Raw genomic sequence first — 25,646 nt, 5'->3', positions numbered from 1 at the left:
CTTTATCAAGCTTCTACTGATACAATCTCTCCAGACTTTTTCGCTACCTCTTGGGAACCATTTGTTAATAACAGCAGCTCTTGGCGTAAAGTTTCTTTATCATATTTTTCAAAGCTCGCGATGAATTCTTCAATGACTTTCAGATCTATTTCAGAAGACCTTCCTAAATAAATTTTCGGGAAAATTTGTTTTTCATGAATTTCATCTTTGTTTAATAACTCTTCATATAGCTTTTCTCCTGGTCTTATTCCTGTAAAATTTATTTTGATATCATGAAGTGAATTTCCACTTAAGGAAATTAAATTTTTGGCCAGATCGACGATTTTAACTGGCTTACCCATATCTAATACGAATGTTTCTCCCCCATCTGCGAGGCATCCCGCTTGAATAACTAACCTTGATGCTTCAGGAATTGTCATGAAATACCTGACCATTTCAGGGTGAGTGACGGTGACAGGACCTCCCTTTTCTATCTGCTTTTTAAAAAGAGGAATCACACTTCCATTGCTGCCGAGAACATTTCCAAAGCGAACCACGGTAAAGGTAGTACTACTAGAACTGTTCATTTGTTGAACGATCATCTCCGCTAACCGTTTTGTTGCCCCCATAACGCTGGTAGGATTAACTGCTTTATCTGTAGAGATCATGACAAAAGTTCTTACGCCGGCAAGTTTTGCTGCTTTTGCCACATTCATTGAGCCGATTGTATTATTCTTCACCGCTTCTTCAGGGTTACGCTCCATTAAGGGAACATGTTTATGCGCCGCAGCATGGTACACCACTTCCGGCCTCCAATAGGAAAGAATCTTCTGCATTTTTTTGGCATCTTGAATATCAGCAATCTCCGTAGCTATGGTTATATTAGTTCGTTTAATACGTTCTTTTAGTTCCATCTCAATGTGATAAATGCTGTTCTCTCCATGCCCAAGAAGAACGAGAGTCTGAGGGGTATAGTTTATGATTTGGCGGCAAATTTCAGAACCAATAGATCCCCCTGCCCCTGTTACTAATATCACTTTATTAGTGATTGAATCTTGAATTAAAGTATTATCTAACTCAACAGGCTTCCGTCCGAGTAAATCTTCGACAGATACATCTCGAAAATGATTTACAGAAACCTTTCCCGTGAGCAAATCTTCAATCATCGGTAAAATTTGAGTTTTCACTTTCACGATTGAACAAGCTTTGTAAATCTTTTGTAAGCTGTACCTATCTAATGAAGGAATCGCAATAATGATTTGTTGAATTTCATATTTTTTTGCTAATTCAGGGATATCATTTGTTCCACCAGCTACAGGTAAAGAGAAGATATCCAACTTTTGCTTACTAGGATCGTCATCAATAAACGCCACCGGTAATAAATCACAATCCCCGCTGTGTAATAACTGACGAGCTACCATTCTTCCAGCAGATCCCGCACCAATAATTAATGTTCTCTTTCTTCTATCTTTATAATTCTTAATTTTTGACTTAACCATTCGCCCCCAGAACCTTGATCCGCCAATGGAAACCACCATTAACAACCAAGTAACAAACAGAATGCGGTATTGAATGTAGCCGAAGCTCATTAATTGGATGAAACCAATGAAGATAACCGAAAATGTCAGCGTTTTTAATATCATTGTTAGTTCTCCAACACTGGCGAATTCCCAGGCTCGGCGATTTAATCTAAAAAAATAAGAGAAAAAATGATAACTTAGTAAAATAATGAAACAGGATAACCAAAAATTAGTGCTAAAATAAATGCTTGGTTCATTGATGATGATAAAACTTGAAAAGAAAGCACAGAGTATAAAGAAGGAATCCATTAATATAAATAAGCTTGTCCTTTTTTTGTAACTCATATGTCGCCTCCTTTCATAGTAATGGCAAAACAAAACCGTTCTTAATAAAGGACTTATTTTATATTTTCACCCATTTAAATCATGAATTTCTAATAGATTCAAATGCGTGAAAATTAAAATATGGGCCTTAAACCCACCCCCACTCCACACTAACGACGACTGGCGTCTAAGGTTCATAACCCACAGCATGGACGAGTACCTCTATTGATATAGGATAAGAGGTTTTTCCTTTAATTCTTAATAACGAACAAAATAATTAAAAAAATTTACCTGTTTTTCAGACGACTTAATAACCCGTATCTCTTGTCGTTGTAGATGACTCCAAGAACATTCGCTCCATAACTTATAAGAGCTTGTTTAGCTTCGCATAAATCTTGAGCATTTGTTTTTTTATTGCGAACAATCATGATTGTACCATCACATTTACTAGACAGAATTTTGCCAGACTTAGCTTTGAGAATCGGTTCTGTATCGATCAATACAAAATCAAATCTTCTTTTAGCTTCAAGCAGTAAATTATTCATAGCTGAAGAGTGAATAAGCTTCACTATCTGATTCGAATAAGGGCCAGTTGTTAGTAGATGCAACCCTTCAAATTCAGTCGTATTAATCGTGTCGACGAGTTTCTTTTGGCCTAAAATGACATTGCTTAAGCCAATATCAGATTTGATTTGGAACAATTTCTCTAAAGACGGCTTTTTAAAGTTGCCGTCGATCAAAAGCACTTTTTTTCCTTCTCTTGCCATAGTTAATGCCAAATGACATATTGTTGTCGTTTTCCCTTCCCCATCTTCTGGAGAGCTGAACGAAAATGTCCGATAATTTTCTTTAAAGGAAGAAAATTCTAAGTTCGTTTTAATTCGTTGAAATTCTTCATTTAGAATAGCACCTGATTGTTGATAAAAATGTAACATATGCTTTTTAGATTTTGTCCTAAACAATCGTTTCACCCCTTAGTGCGCCTCTTTTAGTCTTTCTCCCACTTTGCTTCATCGTTGACCTGGTCACTTTAGATACAGTTCCTAGGACAGGTAATTCGGATACGCTTTCCACCTCACGTTCAGATCTTAGTTTAGTATCGAAAGTGTTCCATAGGAGGGCGAGCCCAACTCCTAGTAACGCACCTAAGATAAATCCGTAGTAATTTATTCTATTATTAGGTGTAAACACTTGACTAACTCCTTGATTTAAATCAGCTTGTGAAAGAACTTCAATCTCAGAATAGCCTAAAGTATTGTGAACAACCTCAGGAAAGACTGATGTCAACGTATTCGCTATCGTTACTGCGTGTTCTGCAGATAAATCCTGAACACTTACTTTGATGATTTGTGATCCTTCAACAGCTTCTGAAGAAACTTGTCCTGAAAGCTGGCTTACTGATCGTTCAATAGCTAATGTCTCGGCGACCACTTTCAAGACAATCGGTTCACTGACGAGTGCGTTCATCGTATTCATATTCACTTTATCTTCAGACACAATGATAGAGGATGTGGCAGAATATATAGGGACTGGTTGATTATCTGAGAAATAATGATAACCCGCACCACCGATAGTCAATGTCATGATGACGATGAGCCACCATCGCCTAATCAAGGCCACAAAGAAATTTTTAATTTGGATTTCGTTCGTTTTACTAGAATTCATCTAACCCCACCCTCCCGCTCCCGTGCTAAATATGGAACGAATTTTGTATATTTAGCTCGTTTATCACATTTTAATTCTTAATAACGAACAAGTCAATACAATTTCCCTATTTTTTCATTTGAACATAGCAGAACTTGTAAATCATTTGATTTTATTTTTAAAAATTATCTTTGTGTGTTAGTTTTTGTGATAGAATATTCTCTATATTCAGCTAATACATATTTTAGAAAAAAGGAGAAGTGAAAAAGTGGAAACAGTAGAAAACATCATTAATCAAGTTAGCGGTTTAGTATGGGGATTACCTCTCATAATTTTACTCGTTGGAACTGGTCTTTATTTAACGATTCGATTAACCTTTTTCTCTTTTCAACAGTTACCCTATGCCTTATCTTTAGTTTTTAAAAAAGGGGATACGAAATCAAAAGGAGACATCACTCATTTCCAGGCACTTATGACGGCTTTAGCCGCCACGGTCGGGACAGGAAACATAGCAGGTGTTGCTTCTGCTGTCGCTGTCGGAGGACCTGGTGCAGTATTCTGGATGTGGATTACAGCTTTTGTCGGAATGGCAACAAAATATAGTGAAGCCATTCTTGGTGTTCATTATCGTGTGAAGAACGAAAAAGGTGAAATGTCCGGTGGACCAATGTATTATATTGAAAAAGGATTGAAAATGAAATGGTTAGCCGTTATCTTCGCCGGGTTCGCAGCTGTTGCCGCTTTCGGTATTGGAAATATGGTACAGTCTCATGAAGCTGCCGGGGTTGCGAGTCAGAACTTTAATATTCCTGTTTGGGTTACTGGTCTTTTCCTTGCAGTTCTTGTGGGACTTGTTATTATAGGTGGAATTCGCAGCATCGGTAAAGTAGTTGGCGTCGTTGTTCCGGTAATGATTATTTTTTATGTAGGAGCAGGTCTTCTCATTGTTCTCATGAACGTAGCCGACGTTCCAAGTGCGTTCGGACTTATTTTCACGGATGCATTTACAGGGCAAGCCGTCGCAGGGGGCGCTGTTGGAGCAGTTATTCAACAAGGGGTTGCCCGTGGTATCTTCTCCAATGAGGCCGGTCTCGGTACTGGTGGGATTGCCGCCGCTGCTGCAAAAACAGATTTGCCTGCAAGACAAGCACTCGTCTCAATGACTCAAGTATTTATTGATACAATTATCGTTTGTACGATTACAGGGTTAGCTCTTGTTATGAGTCAAATGTATTTAAGAGCAGATGAATTCGATAGTTCAGCCCAGCTCACCTCCGCTGCCTTCGAACAATTCCTTCCAGGTTTTGGCGGTTATATTGTGGCTATTGCTTTACTATTCTTCGTGTTTTCAACTATTATTGGTTGGTCTTACTTCGGAGAGAAATGTTTCACTTATCTATTCGGTGGAAAAGCATCCATGCCTTACCGCATCGTATTTGTTATTGCGCTGTTTGTAGGGGCAGTCGTTTCTCTTGATATCGTTTGGGGCTTTGCAGATGTGATGAATGGACTTATGGCATTCCCGAACTTAGTGGCCCTACTCCTTCTATCGGGTGTAGTGGTTAATGAAACGAAAAAGTTCAAAAAGAAGCGTCAAGAAGAAAGAGAACAAGCAAGACAAGTAGGATAATCACTAAACCGCCTCTTCATTGAATGAAGGGGCGATTTTATTTATTGACCTCAGTATAATTATTACAAGCAATCAATACAAAAGCGACTTAATCGAAAAGGATTAAGTCGCTTCATGAAAGATTATTCAAATAATGTACTAACTGACTCGTTACTTTGCACTCGCATGATTCCTTCTGCTAATAAAGGACCTATCGAGAGGGATGTGATCCGATCATCTTTCTTATTATCTGCTTGATAAATTGAATTGGTTATAATCACTTCTTTTAACTGAGATTCTCTAATTCTTGACACTGCAGGTTCAGATAAAACCCCGTGAGTACAACACGCATAGACTTCTTTGGCTCCGTTCTGTAATAATGCCATAGAACCCGAGGTCACCGTTCTCGCTGTATCAATCATATCATCGAGAATAATCGCTGTTTTTCCTTCAATATCTCCGATCACATTCACTCCATGGACGGAATTGGGATCTTCATTTCTTTGTTTATCTAAAAAAGCAATAGGAGCATCTAACTTATTTGCCAACCCTCTAGCCCTAGCTGTTCCAGCATTTTCAGGTGCGACAACGACAATATCTTGTAACTTCTTCTCTAGAAAATAATTAGCTATAAGCGAATTCGCTTTCAACTGATCTACAGGTATATTGAAAAAACCTTGGACCTGCGGAGCATGTAAATCAACTGAAATAACTCGAGAGGCACCAGCTGATTCTAACAAGTTAGCAATTAATTTTGCAGTAATAGGTTCTCTAGAACGGGCTTTTCTATCTTGCCTTGAATAACCATAATACGGCATAACTACATTAATCGTTTTAGCCGAGGCTCTCTTTAACGCATCAATCATAATAAGAAGTTCCATCAAATATTCATTTCCCGGCTCTCCCGTCGATTGAATAAGATAGGTATCAAAACCTCTAACGGTTTCCTCAATATTCATCTGAACTTCGCCATCGCTAAACCTTTTTATAGAACTTTTGCCTAGTTTGATTCCAATATGTTCAGCAATTTCCTCAGCCAATGGGACATTAGAATTCAGTGTGAAAAGTTTCATTGTTGATGAATCTCTTTCTATGCTCATGATTCCCCTCCATACAACTTAATAAGATAAAGCTATTTTATCACACTGAATGAGATGTGTTGAAGATATCTCGAAATTATTTAGTCGATCCATCGAAAAGTTTGTTCATCATCATTTGGTGTAATTAGGCTAAGTAGAGTAATTCTTTTGTAAGTTCCTGCTCGTTAAATTATGACTTCGCATGGAAGATTCTTCTACACATAACTAAAATACCCCATCTGTTAAACAAATGGGGATGCTTTACTTATTTCTTTTTCTAGCGTCGTCTGGTCCTTCTAATTGAGTTGCACCTTTGTAGTGTATAGATTGATCGCGATCACTCTCAACTTTTTTCGACTGCTTTAGCTTTTTTTCTTGACGGTCCCTGCCCAATTTCACCACCTCCTCTGCAAAATTAGTATGATAGTAATTGTATATACTTATACGAAAAGGTATAATTTACTTTGTATGGTTATCATTTATTTCAAAGAATTTGTTCACACCAACGAATAGCCAACATTTCCACTTCTCTATTATCCTTCCTAACTAAGGATTGATGTACTAAAAAAGATGAAACAAGTAAAGGAAGCAAAAGATCTGCAAACAAAACCACTAACATTGTTTAGCAGACGCAATGTCAAAGAAAAAGCAATTGAATGAGGACGTGATTACTTGTTGAAAAGAAATATACCTAATGGCATCACGATGTCAAATCTGATTTTTGGTTTTTTATCGATAGGCTCTTCGTTTTTAGGGGATTATCAAAATGCAGCAATCTTCATCTTAATTGGGATGATGTTAGATAGCATGGATGGTTGGATGGCCAGAAAACTAGGAGTAGAATCCGCATTCGGGAAAGAATTAGATTCCTTGGCTGATATTGTAACGTTTGGAGTTGCACCAGCCATTCTTATTTTTGGCACGACCTTTTCAAATATGGGCATGATAGGCTTGATTATTGCTGGTATGTTCCCCGTTTTTGGTGCGATAAGATTAGCAAGATTTAATATTGATGAAGAAACATCAACGAAAGGTTACTTTACTGGCGTTCCAATAACTGCCGCTGGTGGAGTGATTGCATTATTGACGATTTTTAATTTTATCGTTCCTCAAGCAGCCCTTTCGGCTATTTATACTTTGTTATGCGTATTGATGGTCAGCAAACTGAAAATCCCCAGTCTTAAAGAAGTTCCAATTCCTAAATATGGAACGATTATCACTGCGTTGCTTATTTCACTCTTAGTGGTAACAAGATACAATGCTTCTATTGAGTACTCTAATTGGATCATCGTTGCTATTTTAGTATATTTAGCGTTTATGCTTATACACTTTTTGCTAAAGAAAAAACGCTTAAGTACGAAATAGCTGATTTTTAAGCCGAGCGTGATAAATTAAATGTAATGGAACCTTTGCTTTCTGAAGAACATCTTCTAAGCAAGGGTTCTTTTTTAAGTAGTTAATCAAACCCGTCAAATTAAATGGACATGTTGGTTTTATGAAGAATTATAGTTTATGCAACCCTCCTTGTAGTTCTTTATTTCTCTCACGAAACAAGTAACTAACCAGAAAAAACATGCACCCAATGTGGATGCATGTTTCCTTTATTTCTCTTAGTAATTTTCTTTCGTATCAAAGCGATCGGCCGGTGAATCTGATGTCCCATGATCATCTATTTTCTCCCAAGAGTCTTGCCTTAGCTCTTCTTTGTATGAGGTATTGTTCGGATCTAACGGACTAGTTACACTTTCTTCTACTGGTCTTTTTTGTGATCTGCTATTTTCTTGAGCATGATCCACACAATATGCAGTCATGGGAATAAGCTCTAAACGTTCAAAAGGAATTTCATTGCCGCACTCTTGACAGATTCCATATTTGCCTTCATCTATCAATGTTAACGCATCGTTTACTTCTTCAAGTTTGTTAGCCGTATTTTGATCTATCGCTAAATCTCTTTGACGTTCGAATAGCTCTGTTCCATGATCCCCAGGATGGTTTGTAGCATGAGAAAGTTCATCCGTTTCTATGGAATTGTCTTGGTCACTATCTGTTTTATTAAGTGTTTCTTCATAATCTTTTTTCACATCTAATAATAATTTGTGTAATTGGTCTATCTGACTCTTTTTCATTGAAATTTCGCCTCCTAAATTCACGACAAATAGTTTAAAATCATTCATATCATGTTATTCACCTATTAAACACTCCTTAAACATAGCTGTTTAATACATAAAATCAGAAAATTGTTGAATTATGAGGAAAAATATTGTAAGATTTATATGATATAAATACTTAAGTAAGTATTTCTATTTTAGGGAAATTAATTATTGGAACGTTTGTGGCAAAACTATGGAAACATAGTGACGCAAAGCTAAAGGGGCTAAAGCAATTCTATTGATTGCTATGCCAGCCAGTTGCCGTTTCAGGATTCACATCCTGTTACTAGGATGTGCTTTTTGTTTTTATAAACATATAATTCCTATGCAGGCAATGAGCTGACATAGTATGATTATTTAATTTGTAATCTATACTTGAGGAGGCTTATGCATGATTAATATTAACGATTCCCGAGTGAACACCTTTCATTTTAATGTCATGTTTAACGATCCGAAAGACATGATCTTTTACTCTTTAAAAGAAAGCATTGATAACTATTTAAATAACTCTCGCGATAATAACCTTATCTCTATTGATAATGTTGAGAAAAAGAACTGGGTCTTTTATGCCGTAGAAGGATATAGCGAGCAAACAAAAGAATTTTTGGAAAAGCAACTCCATTTAACTGATGAACATTCAAAAACTGTCCTCGTTGTTCAAAATACAGATGATAAACAATTGCTGAAATATTTACTATTACCTATTAATGGAATCGTTTCTCTTTCATTACTTAGTTCTCATTCGGACTTTGTACTGGAATCCATTTTAAAAACAGGTGTTTATTTAGATCAAGACTTGCACAAAGATATAAGTTGTGAGCTGGCTTTCTTAAAGTCCTATTCTACGCCTATTAAACAAATGCATTTAAATAAAAATAAAATTACCGTTGACCTTACTGAAAGAGATCATCAAGTTCTTCAACTTCTTTTAGAAGGAAATAACAACTCAGAGATCGCAGAGAAAATGCATTTCGCTCGGTCGACCGTTTCAACCATTATGTCCTCCTTATTAAAAAAGATGAAAGCTAAAGATCGCACAGATGTGACTGTAAAGACGATTCGCAATGGATGGGTCGATTGCTACAGATAAAAATGTATAACCTTCATATAATAAGAGCATGTCTTTTGAGAGACATGCTCTTATTATTGATATTGTTTTTGAAAAAGGACAGCTTACATCCTGGATTGGAGCAAACTGTTCGTAGGCAAAACCTTTGGAATTATGTTGATCTCCCAGATCAAAGCAATCTCACCAATTGTGCATCAACATAAATCTAGAAAATAGTTATAATTTATAAAATCACATCATTCAGCACTGTCTTTCCTCTGAATGCATGTTTCTACCGATTCAAATCTTTCAATATATCTCTGTGTGAGTAAGAATCTTATATTACCAGCCCCCTCAATTTAAACTATTTAATATAAGATAAACCTACAATGATTAACAGTACAAACATCACAACGATGAGGATAAAAGTCATAGTTTTACCACCTGCCTCTCAAAAGCCTTTATGCTTTATTCTATGTCCACAACCTAGTACTGATTGGACAAATTCAAATAGCAGGTGATCATGGCGACTTCTCTTTATAATTTTTAAAAATTAACTTAGAGCGAACGAAAATGGTTTTATAAATTCTTTCTATATAAAAAAAGCAGCCAAAAAGGCTGCTTTAAAATAAATGCTCAAGGATAAAAGTCACCTTAACCAAGTTATCGAACTGTCAGTCAATCTTCCAAATCTACATATTGTTTGAAGTCATCAACAGAAATAGCCAAGCCTACTTTCGTTCGCGATCCGTCATGGTCAACTCTTGTCGTAGCATACACGACGCCAATCACGTTACCATCTTGATTGATAACTGGACTTCCACTGCTCCCTTGATAAATAGGTGCATCTAGCATGATGACTGGTTCTTCTCTACTTTGAGTCGTTGTTGTACCTATTAGAGTCCCTTCATTGGCAATGTAATTAAAGAAAAGTGGATTGCCAATGACATATACACGCATGGTCTCATCCCAAGTTTCTTCAAACTCCAGAATAGGCGGTGAATGATCTGTGTCTTGAATGTCTATTTGTAAAATCGCTATATCAATGTCTTCATTTGATTCGATTACCTCTGCTCGATAACTTTCTCCATTCTGAAAAGTTACTGTCGGTTGAGGATCGTTATTAAGCACGTGTTCGTTTGTCATGATGTAACCGTCATCTGATATGTAAAATCCTGTTCCTTTACTATTTCCAGCTCTAACTACAACAATAGATTCTTTATATAACTGTACCTCCTCGTTATTTGATAGCTCTTGAGAAGTAGCTATAAAGTCGATCGCCGGTAAGTTGAACAATCTTGGCCACATAGCAAATACATTGCTTAATAAGGCAATAGTGAGAAGAGAAGCTATCCCAATTTTCAACCCTCTTCGTTTCTTTTTCGGTTTTTTAATTTCTTGTTCCTCTTCCTCTGGGTGAAAAAATTCTTCTTTTGTATAATACCTTTCGCCATCAAAGAAAAGCTCTTCTTTCTCTTTGAACGTGTGATCATTATCGGTGTTTTGGTTATTTTCATTTTCCTCTTCGTCTCTTGAGTCGTTAATCGGATCTCCCTCCAGTACAGAGCTATTTAAAGTCATAGTTTATCATAAACAATCTAATTTAGCGCGGCTATATTGACTGAAGAGTGACCTTTCATTGTTATCTAGTTCAATTCACTGTAAAATATACCTTTGGATAATATAGTATAAATGAGGTGACCACATGAACAATGAACAACACCCGAATGAGACCATTGCAACAACTACTACCCACGATAATAATGTGAAGGCAATTATTTCAGCTTTTTTAGGAGCACTATCAGTATTATTTTTGCTCTTTATCGTTTTCATTGGAATGATCCTTGGTTTTCTTAGTATTCTCTTCGGTATTATTGCCCTAGTTGAAATGAAGACTACAAAGCAATATGGAAAGGGTATGGCTATCACTGGGATCGTATTAAGCTCCATTACTATAGGTTTACCTTTACTAGTCATTGCCTTTGCAGCTTTTGTGTTATAAACATAGGTCAATGCCAACAAATTATCTCTGTAATTGGTAAGAAACAGCCACACCAAGTCTCAATTGGTGTGGCTGTTTTAACTATTAGAAGTTAAGATTTAGCTTTCTCTCTATCCTTCTTCATTTGTTTACTTCTTAACTGACCACATGCCGCATCAATATCAGAACCTTGTTCATGACGAACACCACATTGAATGCCATTCTTCATTAAAATATCGTAAAAAGTTAGAATGGATCCTTTTTTACTTTGTTTATATTGAATATATTCATCCACCGGGTTATAAGGAATTAGATTTACATAAGAGAGACGTTTCTTATCTTTAATTAATTCCACTAACTGTTGGGCATGTTCTGGCTTATCATTAACGCCATCTAAAAGAATATATTCAAATGTAATTCGTCGATTTGTTTTTTCTAGGTAATAGTCAACTGCTTCCATCAGTTTTTCGATCGGTTGAGCTTTATTTACTTTCATCACTCTTGAGCGTAGCTCGTTATTAGGCGCATGTAACGACACAGCTAAGTTGACCTGAAGTTTCTCTTCAGCGAATTGGTAAATCTTTTTAATAATCCCACTTGTTGATACGGTAATGTGTCTAGCTCCAATCGCCAAACCACGATCACTATTCACAACTCGGAAGAAATTCATCATGTGGGTGTAATTATCGAAAGGCTCACCTATTCCCATCACAACAATATGACTTACTCGTTCCCCGTCGTTTGCCTCATCCATGCTGTGCTGAACATTCATAATTTGCTGAACGATTTCCCCGCTTGTTAAATCACGGTCCTTTGACAGTAAACCGCTAGCACAAAAACTACATCCAATGTTACAGCCAACTTGTGTAGTTACACAAACAGAAGAACCGTAATGAAATCTCATGAGTACAGTTTCGATTAGATTACCGTCACTCAGTCTAAATAAAAATTTTTCTGTACCGTCTTTAGACTTTTGTTTCGAATGTAACTCCAATGTTTGAATTGAAAAATTGTCTTCGAGAAGCTGAATACAATCTTTTTTCAAATTCGTCATTTCTTCAAAGGATTTTACTCGTTTAATATATAACCAGTCCCATACTTGAGTAGCGCGGAAAGCTTTTTGGCCTTGTTCCGTGAACCACGTCTGCAACTGTTCGAATGTTAATCCATAAATGGATTCTTTCTTCATTTAGAAAACCTCATTTCACTTCTTTATCGTTCAGAATATTTTACTCTATAAACGATTTCACTTCAAGCCATCAGATATTATCTCAATTTCTCAATAGAATTTCAAGTATCTCTTCTTATTATCTAAATAAATCTCAAATATTATGGAAAATCACACAAAAAAAGTGCCAGCTTGAGAAAGCCGCACCCTACCTCAGAAAAAAAAAAAAAATTATGTCTGTGTTGCTTCGTTTGGAAGAATATTTCTTCTTGTTATTTCTTCTTCAAGAATTTTAATGAATTCCATGTCTAAATTTAATTTTTTTGCATTACTATAAACCTCAACTAATTGATCATTCTCTAATTCTTTAATCGATGTAGACATCGCACAACCCCTCCACTTGTCTTACTTATGTCGGTTGCACTACTTGCTCCAAACTATTCAAGTGCCCAAATACAAATAGTTTTTCATTGCATCAGTAAGCATGTTAATAGGTAATCATCATCATAATAAATACCACAATGCCTGAAAACCAAACGCAAAATTAAAAAGATTTGCTTGATTGCTAGTATATTTAATTATATTATACTACAATTTTTAAATTTGAAAAGAACAAACGTTTCCCTTTATGGAATTATTTTACACAAATGTTCATTATAAAGATTTCTCCTCTTTTGCATGTTCTATCATATGATTGATTACTTCCCAAACCTTTTCTAGTCTATTAGGATCGATGGCATAAACAGGAAATAGAGAATAGCCAAAAAACTGTTTTATTTGTGTTTTTAAAGAGGGTTTATAACCAGTTGGTTTCATAAGATCAGTTTTATGATTAATATAACAGCCAGTTATTTTACTAAAGCGATCTGAAGTGCATAAATCATAGTATATGTTTGCCATCTCTTCGGTCTCTAGGGCAAAAAAAGTTTGTACCTCGGCCGCAACTCTCCACAAAGACTTTAGATTTTGTTTAGCTTCTTTACTGAGTTTCACTGCAGGAATCTGCACTGCATTAACTTTAATATTATTCATTTTGAATTCTTCGGCCATCTTGAAAGTGAGCATTAGTAAAGCCATTTTTGAATCACCATATTTTTTGTAGGCATTGTACTTCTTTTTAGAAGGGACTGGGCCCGTGAGACCTTCAATGTCAATCGTTCTTTTAGGGTCAAAAAAATGCTTGATATTTGTCGTACAGGCATTAAGAATTCTAGGATCACTTGACCGTCTCATTTTGTTTCGAAAGAGCTGAGACATAAAGTAAGGACCTAATGTGTTCGTAGCAAAACTCAGTTCAATACCTTGATCATTGACCTGGTATATTTTCTCACTATGATTGAAATAAGCTGCATTATGAATAAGGATATCTACTGCATCGTATCGCTTTTCTACAATCTCACAGAATGATCGAATAGAACGAAAAGAAGACATATCTACTTCTAACAAGTCTACTGTGGTTGATTTGGTAGACCTCCGTATTTCATCATGTGCTTTTCTGCCTTTTTCCATATTTCGGCATGCCATGATGACTTGATAGCCTTCTTTCGCAAATCTTTCTGCAGCAGCTTTACCTATTCCAGAATTTGCTCCAGTAATTATGACTATAACCTGTTTCATTCCCCCCTACCTCCTTCTGGTGAATATAACTATGATTTCTATGTAAATTAGCCGAATCCTTTAAAATATTTAGATTCACAGGATCTAATTTTTTTAAAACGGGTATAAAAGAACTATAGCGTACCCCTAATAATTAGATAGAAGGAGGTATAAGTATGGGTTCTGGGCAAGAAATTCAATGCGAGAATTGCTTTTATTCCATTGACACTCGTTTAGGGGTGGATGTAACACATTTCCCCTTTGATGTTTGCCTTAAATGTCTCCCTCGCCAGGATCAACACGGGTTTAAAGAATTGGCTCAGCAACAAACCATTCATCGTTTTGAGTTTTCTTATGAATTATTTCAATGTACAAAGCACCATTTGTTCGAAAAACCTGTGTTGACCGTGATTTATGGTGAAGATCAGACTTTCACTACCTTCAACAGATGCCCATACTGTAGAAGCATTGGATCACGGATAGAGAAAGCTTTAGATTCAATTGATGCCTTATCTTGTCCGTTTTGCAAAAAAAAGAAGCTGCGTACCTCTCAAAAAATTTTATGATTTCCACGCGAACTTTTCTATTGATTTACTAGTCTTTTACTCTTTCTTTCCAGTCTGACTCCTGTTAATCTAATAGAAACATATGTTTGAACTAGGAGGGAATTATGAATTTTTTATCATTAGATTTTGAAACTTCTTCGAGGCAAAGAGGTAGCGTCTGTGCGATAGGGCTAGTGAACGTAGTCAATGACGAAATCGTTGAAGAGAAATATTCTCTCGTTCGACCTAAAGATCCTTATTTTGATCCTATGTGTGAGAGTGTTCACGGGATTAGTTGGGAAGACGTGAAAGATTCGCCCACGTTTGAAGAGCTTTGGCCAGAGTTGGTTGATTACTTTCAAGACAACCTTGTGATCGCGCACAACGCGAGCTTTGATATTAGCGTTCTTCGACACGTGTTAGATCAATATCGTCTACCTTATCCAACGATGGAATATAACTGCACAGTTAGTATCGCCAAAAAAACATGGCCGGAGTTTTACAATTACAAGCTAAATACGATTGCTCATCAGTTGGATTTGACTTTTGACCACCATCACGCTTTGGAAGACGCCAGAGTAGCTGCTAATATATTACTTAAAGCTTCAGAAATTCATAACGCGTTTGAGAAAGAACAACTTTTAGAAAAACTGAACATCAGTAACGGATTATTATCTCCGGAAGGTTACATAACCCCAGGGATGAACAAGAAAAACCAACAAGCGGCGAAAAGAAAGCTGAGTAAAAGAGGCTAATTTCCTCTTGCTCAGCTTTCTTTTTGTAATTTAGTAGCTACATTTTGTAAGCTTATAAAAAGAACACATTGTGTCAAAATCTCATCAATCTCACGTTGTTTCCGTATTTTTCCTCTTTATAAACTTTCCTCCTTGGGTCGTTAACGTCACACCCAAGATTACAATAGCCGTTCCTGTTATATGCATTGTGGTAATCTCCTCTCCTAGCCAAACGTACGCACCGATCATCGTAAACACAGGTAGAAGGTTTAAAAAGACCGATGATTGCGAAGCTCCTAGCTTATCTACTGCTCGGTTAAATAAAATTAATGCAACAAATGATGGGAAAATACCTAAATATAATAATCCCGTGATTAAGTCCGTTTGAAACAACTCGGGTACTCCAAAGATGAGCCATTCACCTACTACAAATGGCAGCAAGACCAAAAGCGATATCCCTGTCATAACAAAAAGAGCGGCAAAAGGAGGAAAACGATACATATACATTTTTACCAGAATGGAATAGACTGACCAAGAAATTATGGCACCAATCATAATCCCATCACCTATATTCCAATCCATTGACGCCAGTTGAAAAAGGCGTCCATCAACTACAACCCAAATGGCTCCCATGACGGACAAAATTACACCGAACCATTGCACATTTAATAGTCGTTCTTTCAAAACAAAGGCACTTAAAATGACGGTTAGTGCGGGAATGATTGTTTCTAATACAGCAACGTTGGAGGAGGTAGTAAATTGAAGTGATCCATAGATGAACGTATTAAAGAACGTCACACCAGCAAGCGTCATCCATAAAAAAGGCCATTTATACTCAAAGAAAACTCCTCTGTTGATCCATGTTTTTTTCCAAGCAATTGGCAGCACGATCATAAAAGCAATGAGTAATCGAAAGAAAGCAATCGTAAAAGGTGGTAGCTCATTAATGGCTTTCCCTACGAGTATGTTCCCTGAATAGAATATAACAACTAAAATCATTAATATGTAGGAATAAAAAATAACATCCCTCCGTTCTTCTTGAATATCTATAAATGAATTTTAAGAACAGTTCTTAATAAGACTGTTAATTAACGATAAACAAAACAGTCATTATACTGATCATTAATCCAACCAAAAGCAGTGAATGAACATGATCTTTGTTGTCGCGTTTATATAAGTATTCTTCTATACTTCTTGATGAAAAGATAAGAAGACCCATGAATGGGATGACGAATTTAGAATAAACGTTAAAAAACCTTTCGCTTGGAAGAGATGCCAAAAGTGGAATGGACAATAGAAGTAGTCCCAATACTGTGATTTCAAACGCCAAAAAATATTTTTGTCTATTTTCGAATACGTCTTTGAAGAAAGTCTCTATCATGGGCTTTCCATGTCTTTTTCGCAAGATCAAATCTATCGTTAAGTATATGAAAAACAAGGTTATGATAAGTAGAATCGTTATATTCAATGACATCACACCTGCCAAACCGGTTAACCATAGCTTAACATACTCATTAGTTAGTTTTCTGCAAGTCTTATTAATTGCGCTCTCAGATTGCTTTTCTTAAACTATAGATACTTAACTTAAGGAGGTTCGTCATGACAACAGTTCACGATTTTTCCGTACAAAAACCGAATGGTGAAGAAATCTCATTAGATTCTTATCAAGGTAAACTATTGATCATTGTAAATACAGCAACGAAATGTGGACTAGCTCCACAATTTAAAGAGTTAGAAAAGTTGTATCAAAAATATAAAGATCAGGATGTGGAAGTCCTTGGTTTCCCTTCCAACCAATTTATGAACCAAGAGCCTGTAGAAGATGAACAGATGGAGGAAACTTGTGAAATGAACTTCGGTGTTACGTTCCCCTTATTTAAAAAAATCAATGTAAATGGTAAAGAGGCACATCCATTATATAAACACTTAAAAGAGAAAGAAAAAGGGATGCTCAGCTCTGAAATCAAATGGAACTTCACTAAATTTCTTGTTGATCAAGAAGGTCACGTCGTCAAACGTTATTCGCCTCAAACATCCCCATCGAAAATAGAAAAAGATCTTCAAGAGAGACTTAAATAGCAATATAGATAAGCCATCCCTTCTTCGTTTTAAGCAACTGAAGGGATGGCTTAATTCACTCCTATATTTCATTACATATCCTAGCTGGATTTTCTAAACCTTGCTCATTAATGGTATTTTCTATTTCAGATTTTAAATGGTAGCCATGAACAATATACCCTTTTCTCTTTAGAAACTTCACACTCATATTTACCTCTACCTTATCAGAGGCAATAATCACAACTTCTCGTTGAGTGATGTCCCTGAAATGCCTTGTTAAATATGCAAGAGGCATATTCAAGCTTCCCTGCACCGGAGAATGATGAGCTGTTTGAAACTGACGCACATCTACAATGAGATATGGTTTCATTGGACCTACTTCTTGCACACTTATTTCTTTTAAACCTTTAACTGGTACATAACGAAGAGCCGCTGCGTAAATCAATACAACGAAGCTTATTAAAAAAATGAATACTGACATTTTTCATCCCTCATTAAAACTAATCATTTGATAAAGTCATTTTAAACTCCTTTTATTTTATACCCATATAGGTATTTTGTCTACTATAAAACTCTCTTCATTAAGTGACCCTTAAGGGCCATTTCTTATATCAAATAAAAAAAGCCTAACAAGCGTAAAAAAACTTGTCGGCTTCATTAGTTTAAAATATTGGCCAGTTTTTCTCTTTGGCGATTTGTAACATGTCATCGTTCGGGTTTACAACAATTGGCTGATTGACAAATTCAAGTAATGGCAAGTCGTGTTCACTATCAGCATAAGCCCATAATTCCTCAAGGGAACCATTTGCTCCATTTGCAGCAGCAGGATTTTGTCCAAGCCAATCTACTATTCTTCTTACTTTTTCTTTTCCATTTACGATGGTTCCAATTTCACCGGTACAGAATCCCTTATCATCGAACAACAACTCTGTACTTATGACATGAACATCTAAATTAAGTTCTTTAATAAAGGCTTGAAGAAATGGATGAAGGGCGCCTGATAATACGACTACTTGATCTCCATTCAATTGATGCTGTCGAATTTTACTAATTAGTTCATGATGAACCTCAGCTATTCCTTCTAAGACAAGAGATTGAAAAAACTGTTCTAATTCTTCTTCCGTTTTATCTTTGAAAGACTTAGCGAAAGATTTAAAGAAAGTATGTCTTAATGCCTGCTTACCTTTCAATACACCAAGTACCACGGATCTCACTAATCCTTGTCCTACAATGAACCAATCTTTGACAGTAAACTCTCTTTTAGCTACTTGAAACATCGCTTTAAAAGAATTCCCACGATAAAGGGTTCCGTCAAAATCAACAGTCACAACAGCCATCCTGATCACCTCATCCCTTATTTTAAATTAAAATGGTTTAATTGTAAATTAATTGAAGGTATAATTGTGCATTATGTAGAAATATGTGAGGAAAGACATAGTACAATATCTACTTAACAAGTGAGCCATCCAACAATTTACTAAAGGACGTGTTACCTTTCATGAGAAACATAATAATCATAAGTCTACTAGGGATTCTATTACTTGCAGGGGGAAGCTTTTATTTCGTTACTCAATATTTGAATAGCGCAGAAACAGAATCAACAGACCAACAGAATACGATTGAAGCGGTTGAAAATGATAATCAGGACAATGAAAATGGTGGTTTAAATGATTCAAATAGTAACCAAGAGGAAAATAATAATGAAATAGAAGACTTTGAGTATGAGGAATATGATGAAGCAGTCGCTTATCAAAGTGATCAAGAAGAGAGAGTAAACAATATTATACTAAAGCAACACAATTACTTGAATGACAAGGCTGGATGGGGTGGCGCTGAGTCATTTGATCATGAAGAATTACAAAATGACGAGGACTGGCAAGCTCTAAGAGACGATATCAACTACTTGAAAAATGATGGATTTGCCGAGTCCAAAATATTAATTGATATGAAAAACGCTCATAGTATGGCCGACCTTGTAGAAAACGGTGACTCCATGGCATTGCGGTTTTTACATCGCATTTTCCATGATTTAGATATGGATATTAATGAGACAGATGCTGATAGATATTGGAATGTCACTCATGCATTCGGAAGTGGAAATAATCATGAAATTATTTATGCATATTTGACAGGTGACCAAGAGTAAAAGGTACGTCTAAAGAAGTTTCTTTAGACGTACCTTTTATAATTGCATGAAAGGATTTTTATTTATATCTACCCACAGATCAGAATTCTCCAAAGCTGCTGCTAATTGAAAGAGTAGATCTTCTCTTCCTCTTGCTCCCATAAACTGAACTCCTACAGGTAATCTCTCTGCTGTTTCATAAATAGGTACACTCATGGCAGGCTGACCAGTTAAATTAGCTAGTTGCGTAAATGGAGTTCTTTTTAAACTTTGCTGAATCAACTGATCAATCATATCCGTTTTCAGTAACACTTTTCCAGCTTGTAGTTTCGAGACAAGTTGTATGAGTATCTGTTCACTTTTCTTCAAATCTAATTCACCAATGTGTGCTTGAAGCATTGCAGTCGTTGGCGTCATGTAAAGATCATAAGTGTCATGGAAAGGCTCCATTTTTATTGCGGCTTCATCCCAAGTCCGTAACCTCAATACAAATTCTTCAGCTGATATTGCTCTCCCAAGCATACCTATTAGCCACGTTACAGGTTCTACATCAGCCATGGTGACTTTTCTTCCGATAGACTTTTCTAGTTCTTTTAGCCGAGCCGCCACTTCTCCAAAATAAAGAGTCATATAGCTCTTAGCTAAGTCTTGTCCATTAACTGGTGCATGACGTTCTTCTACTTCGTGTCCTGCAGCTTCTAACCATTTTGCTGCTTGCAAAACGGCTTGTTTACACTGGTCATCTACAGGAGTACCGATTGGTGATTCTACAGAAAAAGCGATTTTTAACGGTTTCTTCAATGGTCTTTCCAGTGTATCTATATAGCGCTCTTTGAATGGTGGAGCATGGAAAGCCCTTGTATTCTCTTCTAGATTCAGTATATCTAGACATGCCGCACTATCTCTAACTGACTTAGATAAAACATGTTCTGCAGATGCTCCTTGCCACACACGGCCACGTTCCGGCCCAGAGGGTGTTCTACCTCGTGTTGGTTTCAGACCAAATAAACCGCTATAGGCTGCCGGGATTCGAATAGACCCACCTCCGTCATTTGCTCCTGCAATGGGTACCATCCCTGAAGCCACTGCCGAAGCAGAACCCCCACTAGATCCACCTGGGGTTACTCTTAAATTCCAAGGGTTTCTAGTTGGACCATACATAGCTGGCTCTGTAACACCCATAAGAGCAAATTCGGGGACATTTGTAAGTCCTAAGATATTGATTCCTGATTGCTTTAACAATTTAGAGTAAGTGGAATCCCTTGTGGCACGATAACCCTGCAATACTTTAGTACCTTCTGTAACAATTTCTCCTTCTATTTCTTGAGTGATGTTTTTCAATAACATTGGTACACCGAGTAACGGACCTGATTGTTCGCTTAAGTCACAAGAAACAATCGCCTTTTCGTAAAACTTATTGATTACTGCATTCAGCGCAGGGTTAAGTCCTTCAATTCTTGTAATGGCTTTTAAAATGACTTCTTTTCTAGTCACTTCTTTATTCCTGATCAGTTCTGCCAATCCCATTGCATCATATTTTTCATAATGAAAATCCTTCATGACTCTCCCCCTTGTACACTCTCGTACATAGGTTTTCGATACCTGCACCTCTTTCTCCTTCTATATGAAATGGAACCTAAAATAAAATAAAAGAAACTGTACCATTATCAAGCGGTTGATTCTCATGTGCAGGTTACCACCAGCTCGTGTAATACAATTTCTCCTTATTAAAATCAAAAGTAGCCAGTAAATTTCTTAATTCTACTTTCGTTCGTTTAATTTCATAAAAAAAGTATTGATCGTACTCCGTACTTCCAAAAAAGAACCCTTCTTTAGTAGGAAGTAAATAGGGGGCGCGCTCATTTTGTCTTAAGACAGAACGACAACAGTGATATAACTTTGTTAAATCTTGGAACGTAACCTCGAACATGCCACATTCATCTACTCCTTCTTGAATATTCGTAACAAACCAGTGATGAATTTGATTTGCCTTACGCCAATATAACACTACATGTTCATTACTAATTTGATCCGGTTCAACTAGGTCTTTCTTAATTAAATACATATCCAAACCCACAACAATCATCTCCTCTAATTAGCGATCGGACCATTCAAGAAGACTGTTGCTTTAATAATATATTTCACAATCTGTTTAAAATAGAATGCTAAAGAAAGATGTTGAGGTATTATCCTTATGTATATGAAAGTAAAGAGGGTGTGAAATATAGTTGAGGTAAACGTAAAAAGGAATGGGGAAGTCCTGCAACCTATGCAGTATCTTTTGCTAATATAATTTAAATTCAAGCGACCTCTTATGGAAGATCCGTCATTAATAGTATATAGGAGTTTCACTCAAAAGGGAATACACGTTCTTATAAATGATACGATTTAGAGCAGTTTCAAATTATGGAATTGCTTGTAACGTTAATTTCGTAAAGGCGTTACATTCCCCTACCTTCCCGTACATAACCTACCCAATAACTTATACATTGGTATCTTTTAGACTAAAAAAAAGGACTTATATAATAGCAGACTTCAAAATGTGAAATGAATAAAACTTTATCTCTTATATAAATCAGTTTATAATAGTAGAGATATCAATAGAATGTGACATAGATTCTTTACGCTTTTATCCGATTAGCGCTGTAAAATAAAATTGTTTAACAGAGTTTAAATATTGCACAGTATTCAATAGATAGATTTTTCCTCTTCCTGCTCACTCTATTGAGATAAATATTGAAAGGAGAAACTAAGATGAACGATCGAGAAATCCTTGAGCTACTGGTTAAAAAAATGGATGACCTCTCCACTGAAATGAACGGCCTAAAAAATGAAATGGGTTCAGTAAAAGGTGAAGTCGGTGGATTAAAAGATGAAGTATTCAGCATGAATCATCGTCTTTTCAGTTTGGAATCGAAAGTTGGGTCGATTCAGGAGCAAACTGCGGTTAATACCGAGTTACACTCAGCCGTGCATGACCTTCAAAAAAACGTTCAAAATCATGATGCAGATATAAAACTAATTAAAAAGCTACTTATTCAGTAAAACGAAAGGGGAGTCTCTCGGAGAAACCCCTTTCGTTTTATTATTATACGCCTCGTTTGTTTCCCCATAATAATGTGTGCAATTGAGGTAACACTTTGACATCCGCTAATTCACTATCGGCCATCGTTTTATCTGTCAGCCACTCGTACTTGTTCAATAGTTTATATGTTAATTCAGCATCATCTATAGTAGATAAATCATCATTACCTACTTGTAAAAACATCTGAATGTTAGAGTATCTTCTTGCCACCATTTTCGCATACTCATAATCTTTGTTATCGAACACAACGACCTTAAGGCTTATATGAGCTTTCCTTCCTCCATCTTCAAGTCGAGAAATGATCTTATCTAAAACTTGAAAGTCTGTAACCATTTTTGAGCTGGGAGGCTTCGGTGAAATAGTTAAATCATCAATAGTTAAAAACCAATCTTGCCAAACGCTCCCTTGAGTTTCCAATGCTATTCTTATTTGATTGTCATTCAAGATCTTAACAAACTCTTGTAAATTTTTTAATAAAGCAGGGTTTCCACCTGATATCGTCACATGGGAGAAGTTCCCTTTTGCTAGCTCGTTTAACTTCTCCCAAATATCACTAGCAGTCATCGATACAATATCGTCTTTAGCACTTCCGTCCCAAGTGAAGGCAGAGTCGCACCAAGCACATGAGTAATCACAACCAGCCGTCCGAACGAACATGGTTTTCTGGCCAATGACCATTCCTTCCCCTTGAATTGTCGGACCGAAAATCTCTAATATAGGAAACTTATTCACCTTCCATCCACTCCCGCCTAGCTTCAGCATAACTTGTTGGGGTTTCAAACAATCGAACGAATTCAACTCTAGCACCTTGATCTTTTCTAAGAGACTCATTGCTAAAGATAGCGTCAGCCATTTTTTCATAAATCCAGACAACCATATTTTCAGCGGTTGTGTTCATAGGTGGAAGGGTTTCATTAATATACCTGTGATCTAAATGAATTTCAATCTCATCTTTCCATATTTGTTTAATATCACCAAAGTCAATCATCAATCCTACTGAATCCACATAACCACTAATTCCAAAGATTACTTTATACGTATGTCCATGCAAGTTTTTACATTTCCCTTCGTAACAATGCAAATGGTGCGCTGCATCGAACGTAAACTCTTTACTGACTAAGACTCTTTTAGAATGGTACTTTAATTGGTCTTTATGGATATCTTCATTTATCTTTTCAAGATTTTCTACTATTTTAAAACCATACATATACGATGACCTCCTTATCTTTGTAAATACGTTTCTAGTCCTCTTCTTCTTAAAATACAGGCAGGACATTCTCCACAACCGTCAGAAATAATCCCGTTATAGCAAGTAAGAGTTTTATTTCTTACAAACTCAAAGGCTTCAAGCTCATCTGCCAGCGCCCATGTTTCAGCTTTATCTAACCACATTAATGGGGTGTGAATCACAAACTGGTGATCCATAGAAAGGTTTAGAGACACATTAAGAGACTTTACGAATACGTCACGGCAGTCAGGATAACCACTAAAATCTGTTTCGCACACTCCTGTAACTATATGTTTCGCTCCAATTTGTTTAGCTAAAATGGATGCAAACGATAGAAATAAAAGGTTTCGTCCTTCTACAAAAGTCGAAGGAGGCTCACCGTCTGATTCTTTTATATCAATATCATTTCTCGTTAGCGCACTAGGTGCAAGCTGATTTAATAACGACATATCGAGGACAGTATTCTTCACATTCAATTCGTCGGAGATGGTTTGTGCAACATCTATTTCTAATTTATGTCTTTGGTTGTAATCAAAGGTAACAGTTTCCACTTCTTTGAAGTTATTTAAAGCCCAGAATAAACAAGTCGTGCTATCTTGGCCACCACTAAACACAACTAGTGCTTTATCATTTTTCATGAATAAATCCTCCACTCATTTTTATTGCAAAAAAAAGACACCAAACCCCTAAGGATGTGGTGTAACAGACAGTTCCTTAGTTTTTTATAGAGGGTATTAGCTAGAACCTCTCCCGAAATAATCGGATTTTATAAGAGTTGAGTGCTTCAACTTATGATTATATCATAGTTTTATGTTTTCAACGATATTATCCTTTCTCCGGTCCGAAAGTAAAATAAAACGCCCTAAAGATATTTAAAGGGCGTCTATAACTAGTAAGATCATTATTGGTGAACAGGAGATTTTTCCAATTGATGACTGATTTCTTTAGATCGATTCATAGCACCTTCTATGGCAGCTTTAATTGCTTTTCCACCACCATTTTCTGCTAATGCTTCAAGACCAGAAGCAGTCGTTCCGTTTTTGGAAGTAATGTTTTTTCTTAACTGGGCGGGAGACTCTTCACGTTCAAGCATCATTTTAGCAGCGCCAAGAATCGTCTGTGCACCAATTTGTCTAGCTTGAGAAGGGTCCATGCCATTTTCATTCGCTATTTTTTCAATATTTTCCATAAGGTAGTAATAGTAAGCAGGCCCACTTCCCGCAATCCCAGTGAATAAGTCCATTTGGTCTTCTTCAATGACATAGACTTCTCCGATCGCTTTAAGAAGGGCTTTCGCTAACTTTACATTTTTCATTGTTACGTTTTCACCAGGAGAAATTGCTGTCGCAGACTCTTGAATCATACTTGACGTATTAGGCATGACACGGATCACTTGTTGGTCTGCTTGTAAATGTTCTTCCATAAAAGAAGTAGAAATTCCTGCTAGAACACTCATCACTACTTGATTTGGTCGTATTTGATCCTTAATAGATAATAGGCACGTTTCAGCATCTTTCGGTTTCATTGCTAGGATAATAACGTCCACAGAATCGATTGGAAAACGGTCTCTTACCATTCCTTGAATACCATATTTATTATGCAATTCAAGCAAACGTTCTTCATCGCTACGATTTGTCACAATCACTTGTTCTGGTTCGAGTGTTTTCGTTTCAACAATCCCAGATATCATTGCTTCTGCCATATTTCCTGCTCCAATAAAAGCAACACGTAATTTAGTAGCCATTGATATCAAGCTCCTCTAAGTTAATAGTA

General features: G+C 36.5%; 29 protein-coding genes, 1 pseudogene and 3 riboswitches. Of the genes and pseudogenes, 9 read left to right on the top strand and 21 right to left on the bottom strand.

Going from position 1 to position 25,646, the window contains the following annotated elements; translation table 11 throughout:
- Positions 1–5 precede the first annotated feature (5 nt).
- The 3 genes from CR194_RS06030 to CR194_RS06020 form a co-directional block, all read right to left on the bottom strand.
- Positions 6–1,844, bottom strand: coding sequence for a nucleoside-diphosphate sugar epimerase/dehydratase (locus CR194_RS06030; protein WP_110608702.1), 1,839 nt, complete (start codon positions 1,842–1,844; stop codon positions 6–8).
- 266 nt (positions 1,845–2,110) lie between these two features.
- Positions 2,111–2,785: a CpsD/CapB family tyrosine-protein kinase gene (locus CR194_RS06025; protein WP_110608701.1), complete on the bottom strand. Its 675-nt coding sequence runs from the start codon at positions 2,783–2,785 to the stop codon at positions 2,111–2,113.
- A complete protein-coding gene (locus CR194_RS06020) occupies positions 2,778–3,488 on the bottom strand; it encodes a YveK family protein (protein WP_110608700.1) in 711 nt (236 codons plus the stop codon). Before CR194_RS06020 ends, CR194_RS06025 begins: the two co-directional genes overlap by 8 nt.
- Positions 3,489–3,735: 247 nt before the next feature.
- Here CR194_RS06020 and CR194_RS06015 point away from each other — a divergent pair, with 247 nt between their 5' ends.
- The gene (locus CR194_RS06015) at positions 3,736–5,097 is read left to right on the top strand and encodes an alanine/glycine:cation symporter family protein (RefSeq protein ID WP_110608699.1); all 1,362 of its coding nucleotides are present in this window, start codon (positions 3,736–3,738) and stop codon (positions 5,095–5,097) included.
- Between the two features lie 122 nt (positions 5,098–5,219).
- On the opposite strand, the gene CR194_RS06010 is transcribed toward CR194_RS06015, so the two are convergent.
- Positions 5,220–6,176 (bottom strand): ribose-phosphate diphosphokinase, encoded by a 957-nt coding sequence (locus CR194_RS06010; RefSeq protein WP_110608698.1) that lies wholly within the window; start codon positions 6,174–6,176, stop codon positions 5,220–5,222.
- A gap of 240 nt (positions 6,177–6,416) precedes the next feature.
- Positions 6,417–6,548 (bottom strand): YpzI family protein, encoded by a 132-nt coding sequence (locus CR194_RS06005; protein WP_110608697.1) that lies wholly within the window; start codon positions 6,546–6,548, stop codon positions 6,417–6,419.
- A gap of 279 nt (positions 6,549–6,827) precedes the next feature.
- Between CR194_RS06005 and pssA the strand changes: the two genes are divergently transcribed.
- A complete protein-coding gene (pssA, locus tag CR194_RS06000; RefSeq protein WP_110608696.1) occupies positions 6,828–7,520 on the top strand; it encodes a CDP-diacylglycerol--serine O-phosphatidyltransferase in 693 nt (230 codons plus the stop codon).
- Positions 7,521–7,765: 245 nt separating this feature from the next.
- Here pssA and CR194_RS05995 read toward each other — a convergent pair whose 3' ends face one another.
- A complete protein-coding gene (locus CR194_RS05995) occupies positions 7,766–8,281 on the bottom strand; it encodes a TraR/DksA C4-type zinc finger protein (protein WP_158282185.1) in 516 nt (171 codons plus the stop codon).
- Between the two features lie 198 nt (positions 8,282–8,479).
- Positions 8,480–8,571, top strand: a riboswitch (cyclic di-GMP riboswitch).
- 125 nt (positions 8,572–8,696) lie between these two features.
- On the opposite strand from CR194_RS05995, the gene CR194_RS05990 reads away from it, so the two are divergent.
- Positions 8,697–9,395 carry a response regulator transcription factor gene (locus CR194_RS05990; RefSeq protein WP_110608694.1) on the top strand — a complete coding sequence of 233 codons (699 nt, stop codon included), beginning with the start codon at positions 8,697–8,699 and terminating at the stop codon, positions 9,393–9,395.
- A 322-nt stretch (positions 9,396–9,717) separates the two neighbouring features.
- On the opposite strand, the pseudogene CR194_RS05985 reads toward CR194_RS05990, so the two are convergent.
- Positions 9,718–9,798 (bottom strand): annotated as a pseudogene (locus CR194_RS05985) (YjcZ family sporulation protein); the annotation flags it as partial.
- Positions 9,799–10,031: 233 nt separating this feature from the next.
- A complete protein-coding gene (locus tag CR194_RS05980) occupies positions 10,032–10,934 on the bottom strand; it encodes a trypsin-like peptidase domain-containing protein (RefSeq protein WP_110608693.1) in 903 nt (300 codons plus the stop codon).
- Positions 10,935–11,058: 124 nt separating this feature from the next.
- Here CR194_RS05980 and CR194_RS05975 point away from each other — a divergent pair, with 124 nt between their 5' ends.
- Entirely contained in the window at positions 11,059–11,355 is a 297-nt protein-coding gene (locus CR194_RS05975) for a DUF4190 domain-containing protein (RefSeq protein ID WP_110608692.1), read from the top strand.
- A 91-nt stretch (positions 11,356–11,446) separates the two neighbouring features.
- Here the strand turns inward: CR194_RS05975 and rlmN are convergent, their stop codons facing one another.
- From rlmN to CR194_RS05960, 3 genes are all read right to left on the bottom strand, one after another.
- Entirely contained in the window at positions 11,447–12,523 is a 1,077-nt protein-coding gene (gene rlmN, locus CR194_RS05970) for a 23S rRNA (adenine(2503)-C(2))-methyltransferase RlmN (RefSeq protein WP_110608691.1), read from the bottom strand.
- A gap of 210 nt (positions 12,524–12,733) precedes the next feature.
- Positions 12,734–12,886: a sporulation histidine kinase inhibitor Sda gene (gene sda / locus CR194_RS05965; protein WP_110608690.1), complete on the bottom strand. Its 153-nt coding sequence runs from the start codon at positions 12,884–12,886 to the stop codon at positions 12,734–12,736.
- 20 nt (positions 12,887–12,906) lie between these two features.
- A riboswitch (cyclic di-GMP riboswitch) is annotated at positions 12,907–12,989 on the bottom strand.
- A 167-nt stretch (positions 12,990–13,156) separates the two neighbouring features.
- Positions 13,157–14,119, bottom strand: a complete 963-nt coding sequence (locus CR194_RS05960; RefSeq protein ID WP_110608689.1) for an SDR family NAD(P)-dependent oxidoreductase — start codon at positions 14,117–14,119, stop codon at positions 13,157–13,159.
- Between the two features lie 155 nt (positions 14,120–14,274).
- On the opposite strand from CR194_RS05960, the gene CR194_RS05955 reads away from it, so the two are divergent.
- Positions 14,275–14,664, top strand: coding sequence for a hypothetical protein (locus CR194_RS05955; protein ID WP_110608688.1), 390 nt, complete (start codon positions 14,275–14,277; stop codon positions 14,662–14,664).
- 104 nt (positions 14,665–14,768) lie between these two features.
- Positions 14,769–15,398: a 3'-5' exonuclease gene (locus CR194_RS05950; protein WP_110608687.1), complete on the top strand. Its 630-nt coding sequence runs from the start codon at positions 14,769–14,771 to the stop codon at positions 15,396–15,398.
- A 90-nt stretch (positions 15,399–15,488) separates the two neighbouring features.
- On the opposite strand, the gene CR194_RS05945 is transcribed toward CR194_RS05950, so the two are convergent.
- Together CR194_RS05945 and CR194_RS20835 are read right to left on the bottom strand one after the other, a co-directional pair.
- Positions 15,489–16,376, bottom strand: coding sequence for a DMT family transporter (locus CR194_RS05945; protein ID WP_233254242.1), 888 nt, complete (start codon positions 16,374–16,376; stop codon positions 15,489–15,491).
- 85 nt (positions 16,377–16,461) lie between these two features.
- Positions 16,462–16,851 carry a DUF4181 domain-containing protein gene (locus CR194_RS20835; RefSeq protein WP_110608685.1) on the bottom strand — a complete coding sequence of 130 codons (390 nt, stop codon included), beginning with the start codon at positions 16,849–16,851 and terminating at the stop codon, positions 16,462–16,464.
- 125 nt (positions 16,852–16,976) lie between these two features.
- Between CR194_RS20835 and CR194_RS05935 the strand changes: the two genes are divergently transcribed.
- Positions 16,977–17,456 carry a glutathione peroxidase gene (locus CR194_RS05935; protein ID WP_110608684.1) on the top strand — a complete coding sequence of 160 codons (480 nt, stop codon included), beginning with the start codon at positions 16,977–16,979 and terminating at the stop codon, positions 17,454–17,456.
- A gap of 61 nt (positions 17,457–17,517) precedes the next feature.
- Here CR194_RS05935 and CR194_RS05930 read toward each other — a convergent pair whose 3' ends face one another.
- A complete protein-coding gene (locus tag CR194_RS05930; protein ID WP_110608683.1) occupies positions 17,518–17,916 on the bottom strand; it encodes a sulfurtransferase in 399 nt (132 codons plus the stop codon).
- Between the two features lie 181 nt (positions 17,917–18,097).
- Positions 18,098–18,772, bottom strand: coding sequence for an HAD family hydrolase (locus CR194_RS05925; protein WP_110608682.1), 675 nt, complete (start codon positions 18,770–18,772; stop codon positions 18,098–18,100).
- 161 nt (positions 18,773–18,933) lie between these two features.
- Here CR194_RS05925 and CR194_RS05920 point away from each other — a divergent pair, with 161 nt between their 5' ends.
- Positions 18,934–19,581, top strand: a complete 648-nt coding sequence (locus tag CR194_RS05920; RefSeq protein ID WP_146035915.1) for a hypothetical protein — start codon at positions 18,934–18,936, stop codon at positions 19,579–19,581.
- A 36-nt stretch (positions 19,582–19,617) separates the two neighbouring features.
- Here the strand turns inward: CR194_RS05920 and CR194_RS05915 are convergent, their stop codons facing one another.
- On the bottom strand, positions 19,618–21,120 hold the full coding sequence (locus CR194_RS05915; RefSeq protein WP_110608680.1) for an amidase family protein: 1,503 nt from the start codon (positions 21,118–21,120) through the stop codon (positions 19,618–19,620).
- 133 nt (positions 21,121–21,253) lie between these two features.
- Entirely contained in the window at positions 21,254–21,637 is a 384-nt protein-coding gene (locus CR194_RS05910; protein WP_110608679.1) for a hypothetical protein, read from the bottom strand.
- Positions 21,638–22,314: 677 nt separating this feature from the next.
- On the opposite strand from CR194_RS05910, the gene CR194_RS05905 reads away from it, so the two are divergent.
- On the top strand, positions 22,315–22,605 hold the full coding sequence (locus tag CR194_RS05905) for a hypothetical protein (RefSeq protein ID WP_110608678.1): 291 nt from the start codon (positions 22,315–22,317) through the stop codon (positions 22,603–22,605).
- 43 nt (positions 22,606–22,648) lie between these two features.
- On the opposite strand, the gene queE is transcribed toward CR194_RS05905, so the two are convergent.
- The 4 genes from queE to proC form a co-directional block, all read right to left on the bottom strand.
- A complete protein-coding gene (gene queE, locus CR194_RS05900) occupies positions 22,649–23,377 on the bottom strand; it encodes a 7-carboxy-7-deazaguanine synthase QueE (protein WP_110608677.1) in 729 nt (242 codons plus the stop codon).
- Positions 23,370–23,852 (bottom strand): 6-carboxytetrahydropterin synthase QueD, encoded by a 483-nt coding sequence (queD, locus tag CR194_RS05895; protein ID WP_110608676.1) that lies wholly within the window; start codon positions 23,850–23,852, stop codon positions 23,370–23,372. Before queD ends, queE begins: the two co-directional genes overlap by 8 nt.
- Positions 23,853–23,866: 14 nt before the next feature.
- Positions 23,867–24,511, bottom strand: coding sequence for a 7-cyano-7-deazaguanine synthase QueC (gene queC / locus CR194_RS05890; protein ID WP_110608675.1), 645 nt, complete (start codon positions 24,509–24,511; stop codon positions 23,867–23,869).
- Between the two features lie 70 nt (positions 24,512–24,581).
- A riboswitch (PreQ1 riboswitch) is annotated at positions 24,582–24,627 on the bottom strand.
- A 147-nt stretch (positions 24,628–24,774) separates the two neighbouring features.
- Positions 24,775–25,617 (bottom strand): pyrroline-5-carboxylate reductase, encoded by an 843-nt coding sequence (gene proC / locus CR194_RS05885; protein ID WP_110608674.1) that lies wholly within the window; start codon positions 25,615–25,617, stop codon positions 24,775–24,777.
- Positions 25,618–25,646: the final 29 nt, after the last annotated feature.

The sequence above is a fragment of the Salipaludibacillus keqinensis genome (assembly GCF_003226325.1).
Taxonomy (GTDB): Bacteria; Bacillota; Bacilli; order Bacillales; family Salisediminibacteriaceae; genus Salipaludibacillus; species Salipaludibacillus keqinensis.
Note: the sequence above shows the minus strand (reverse complement) of the source record. Positions and strands in the feature narration are given on the sequence as shown.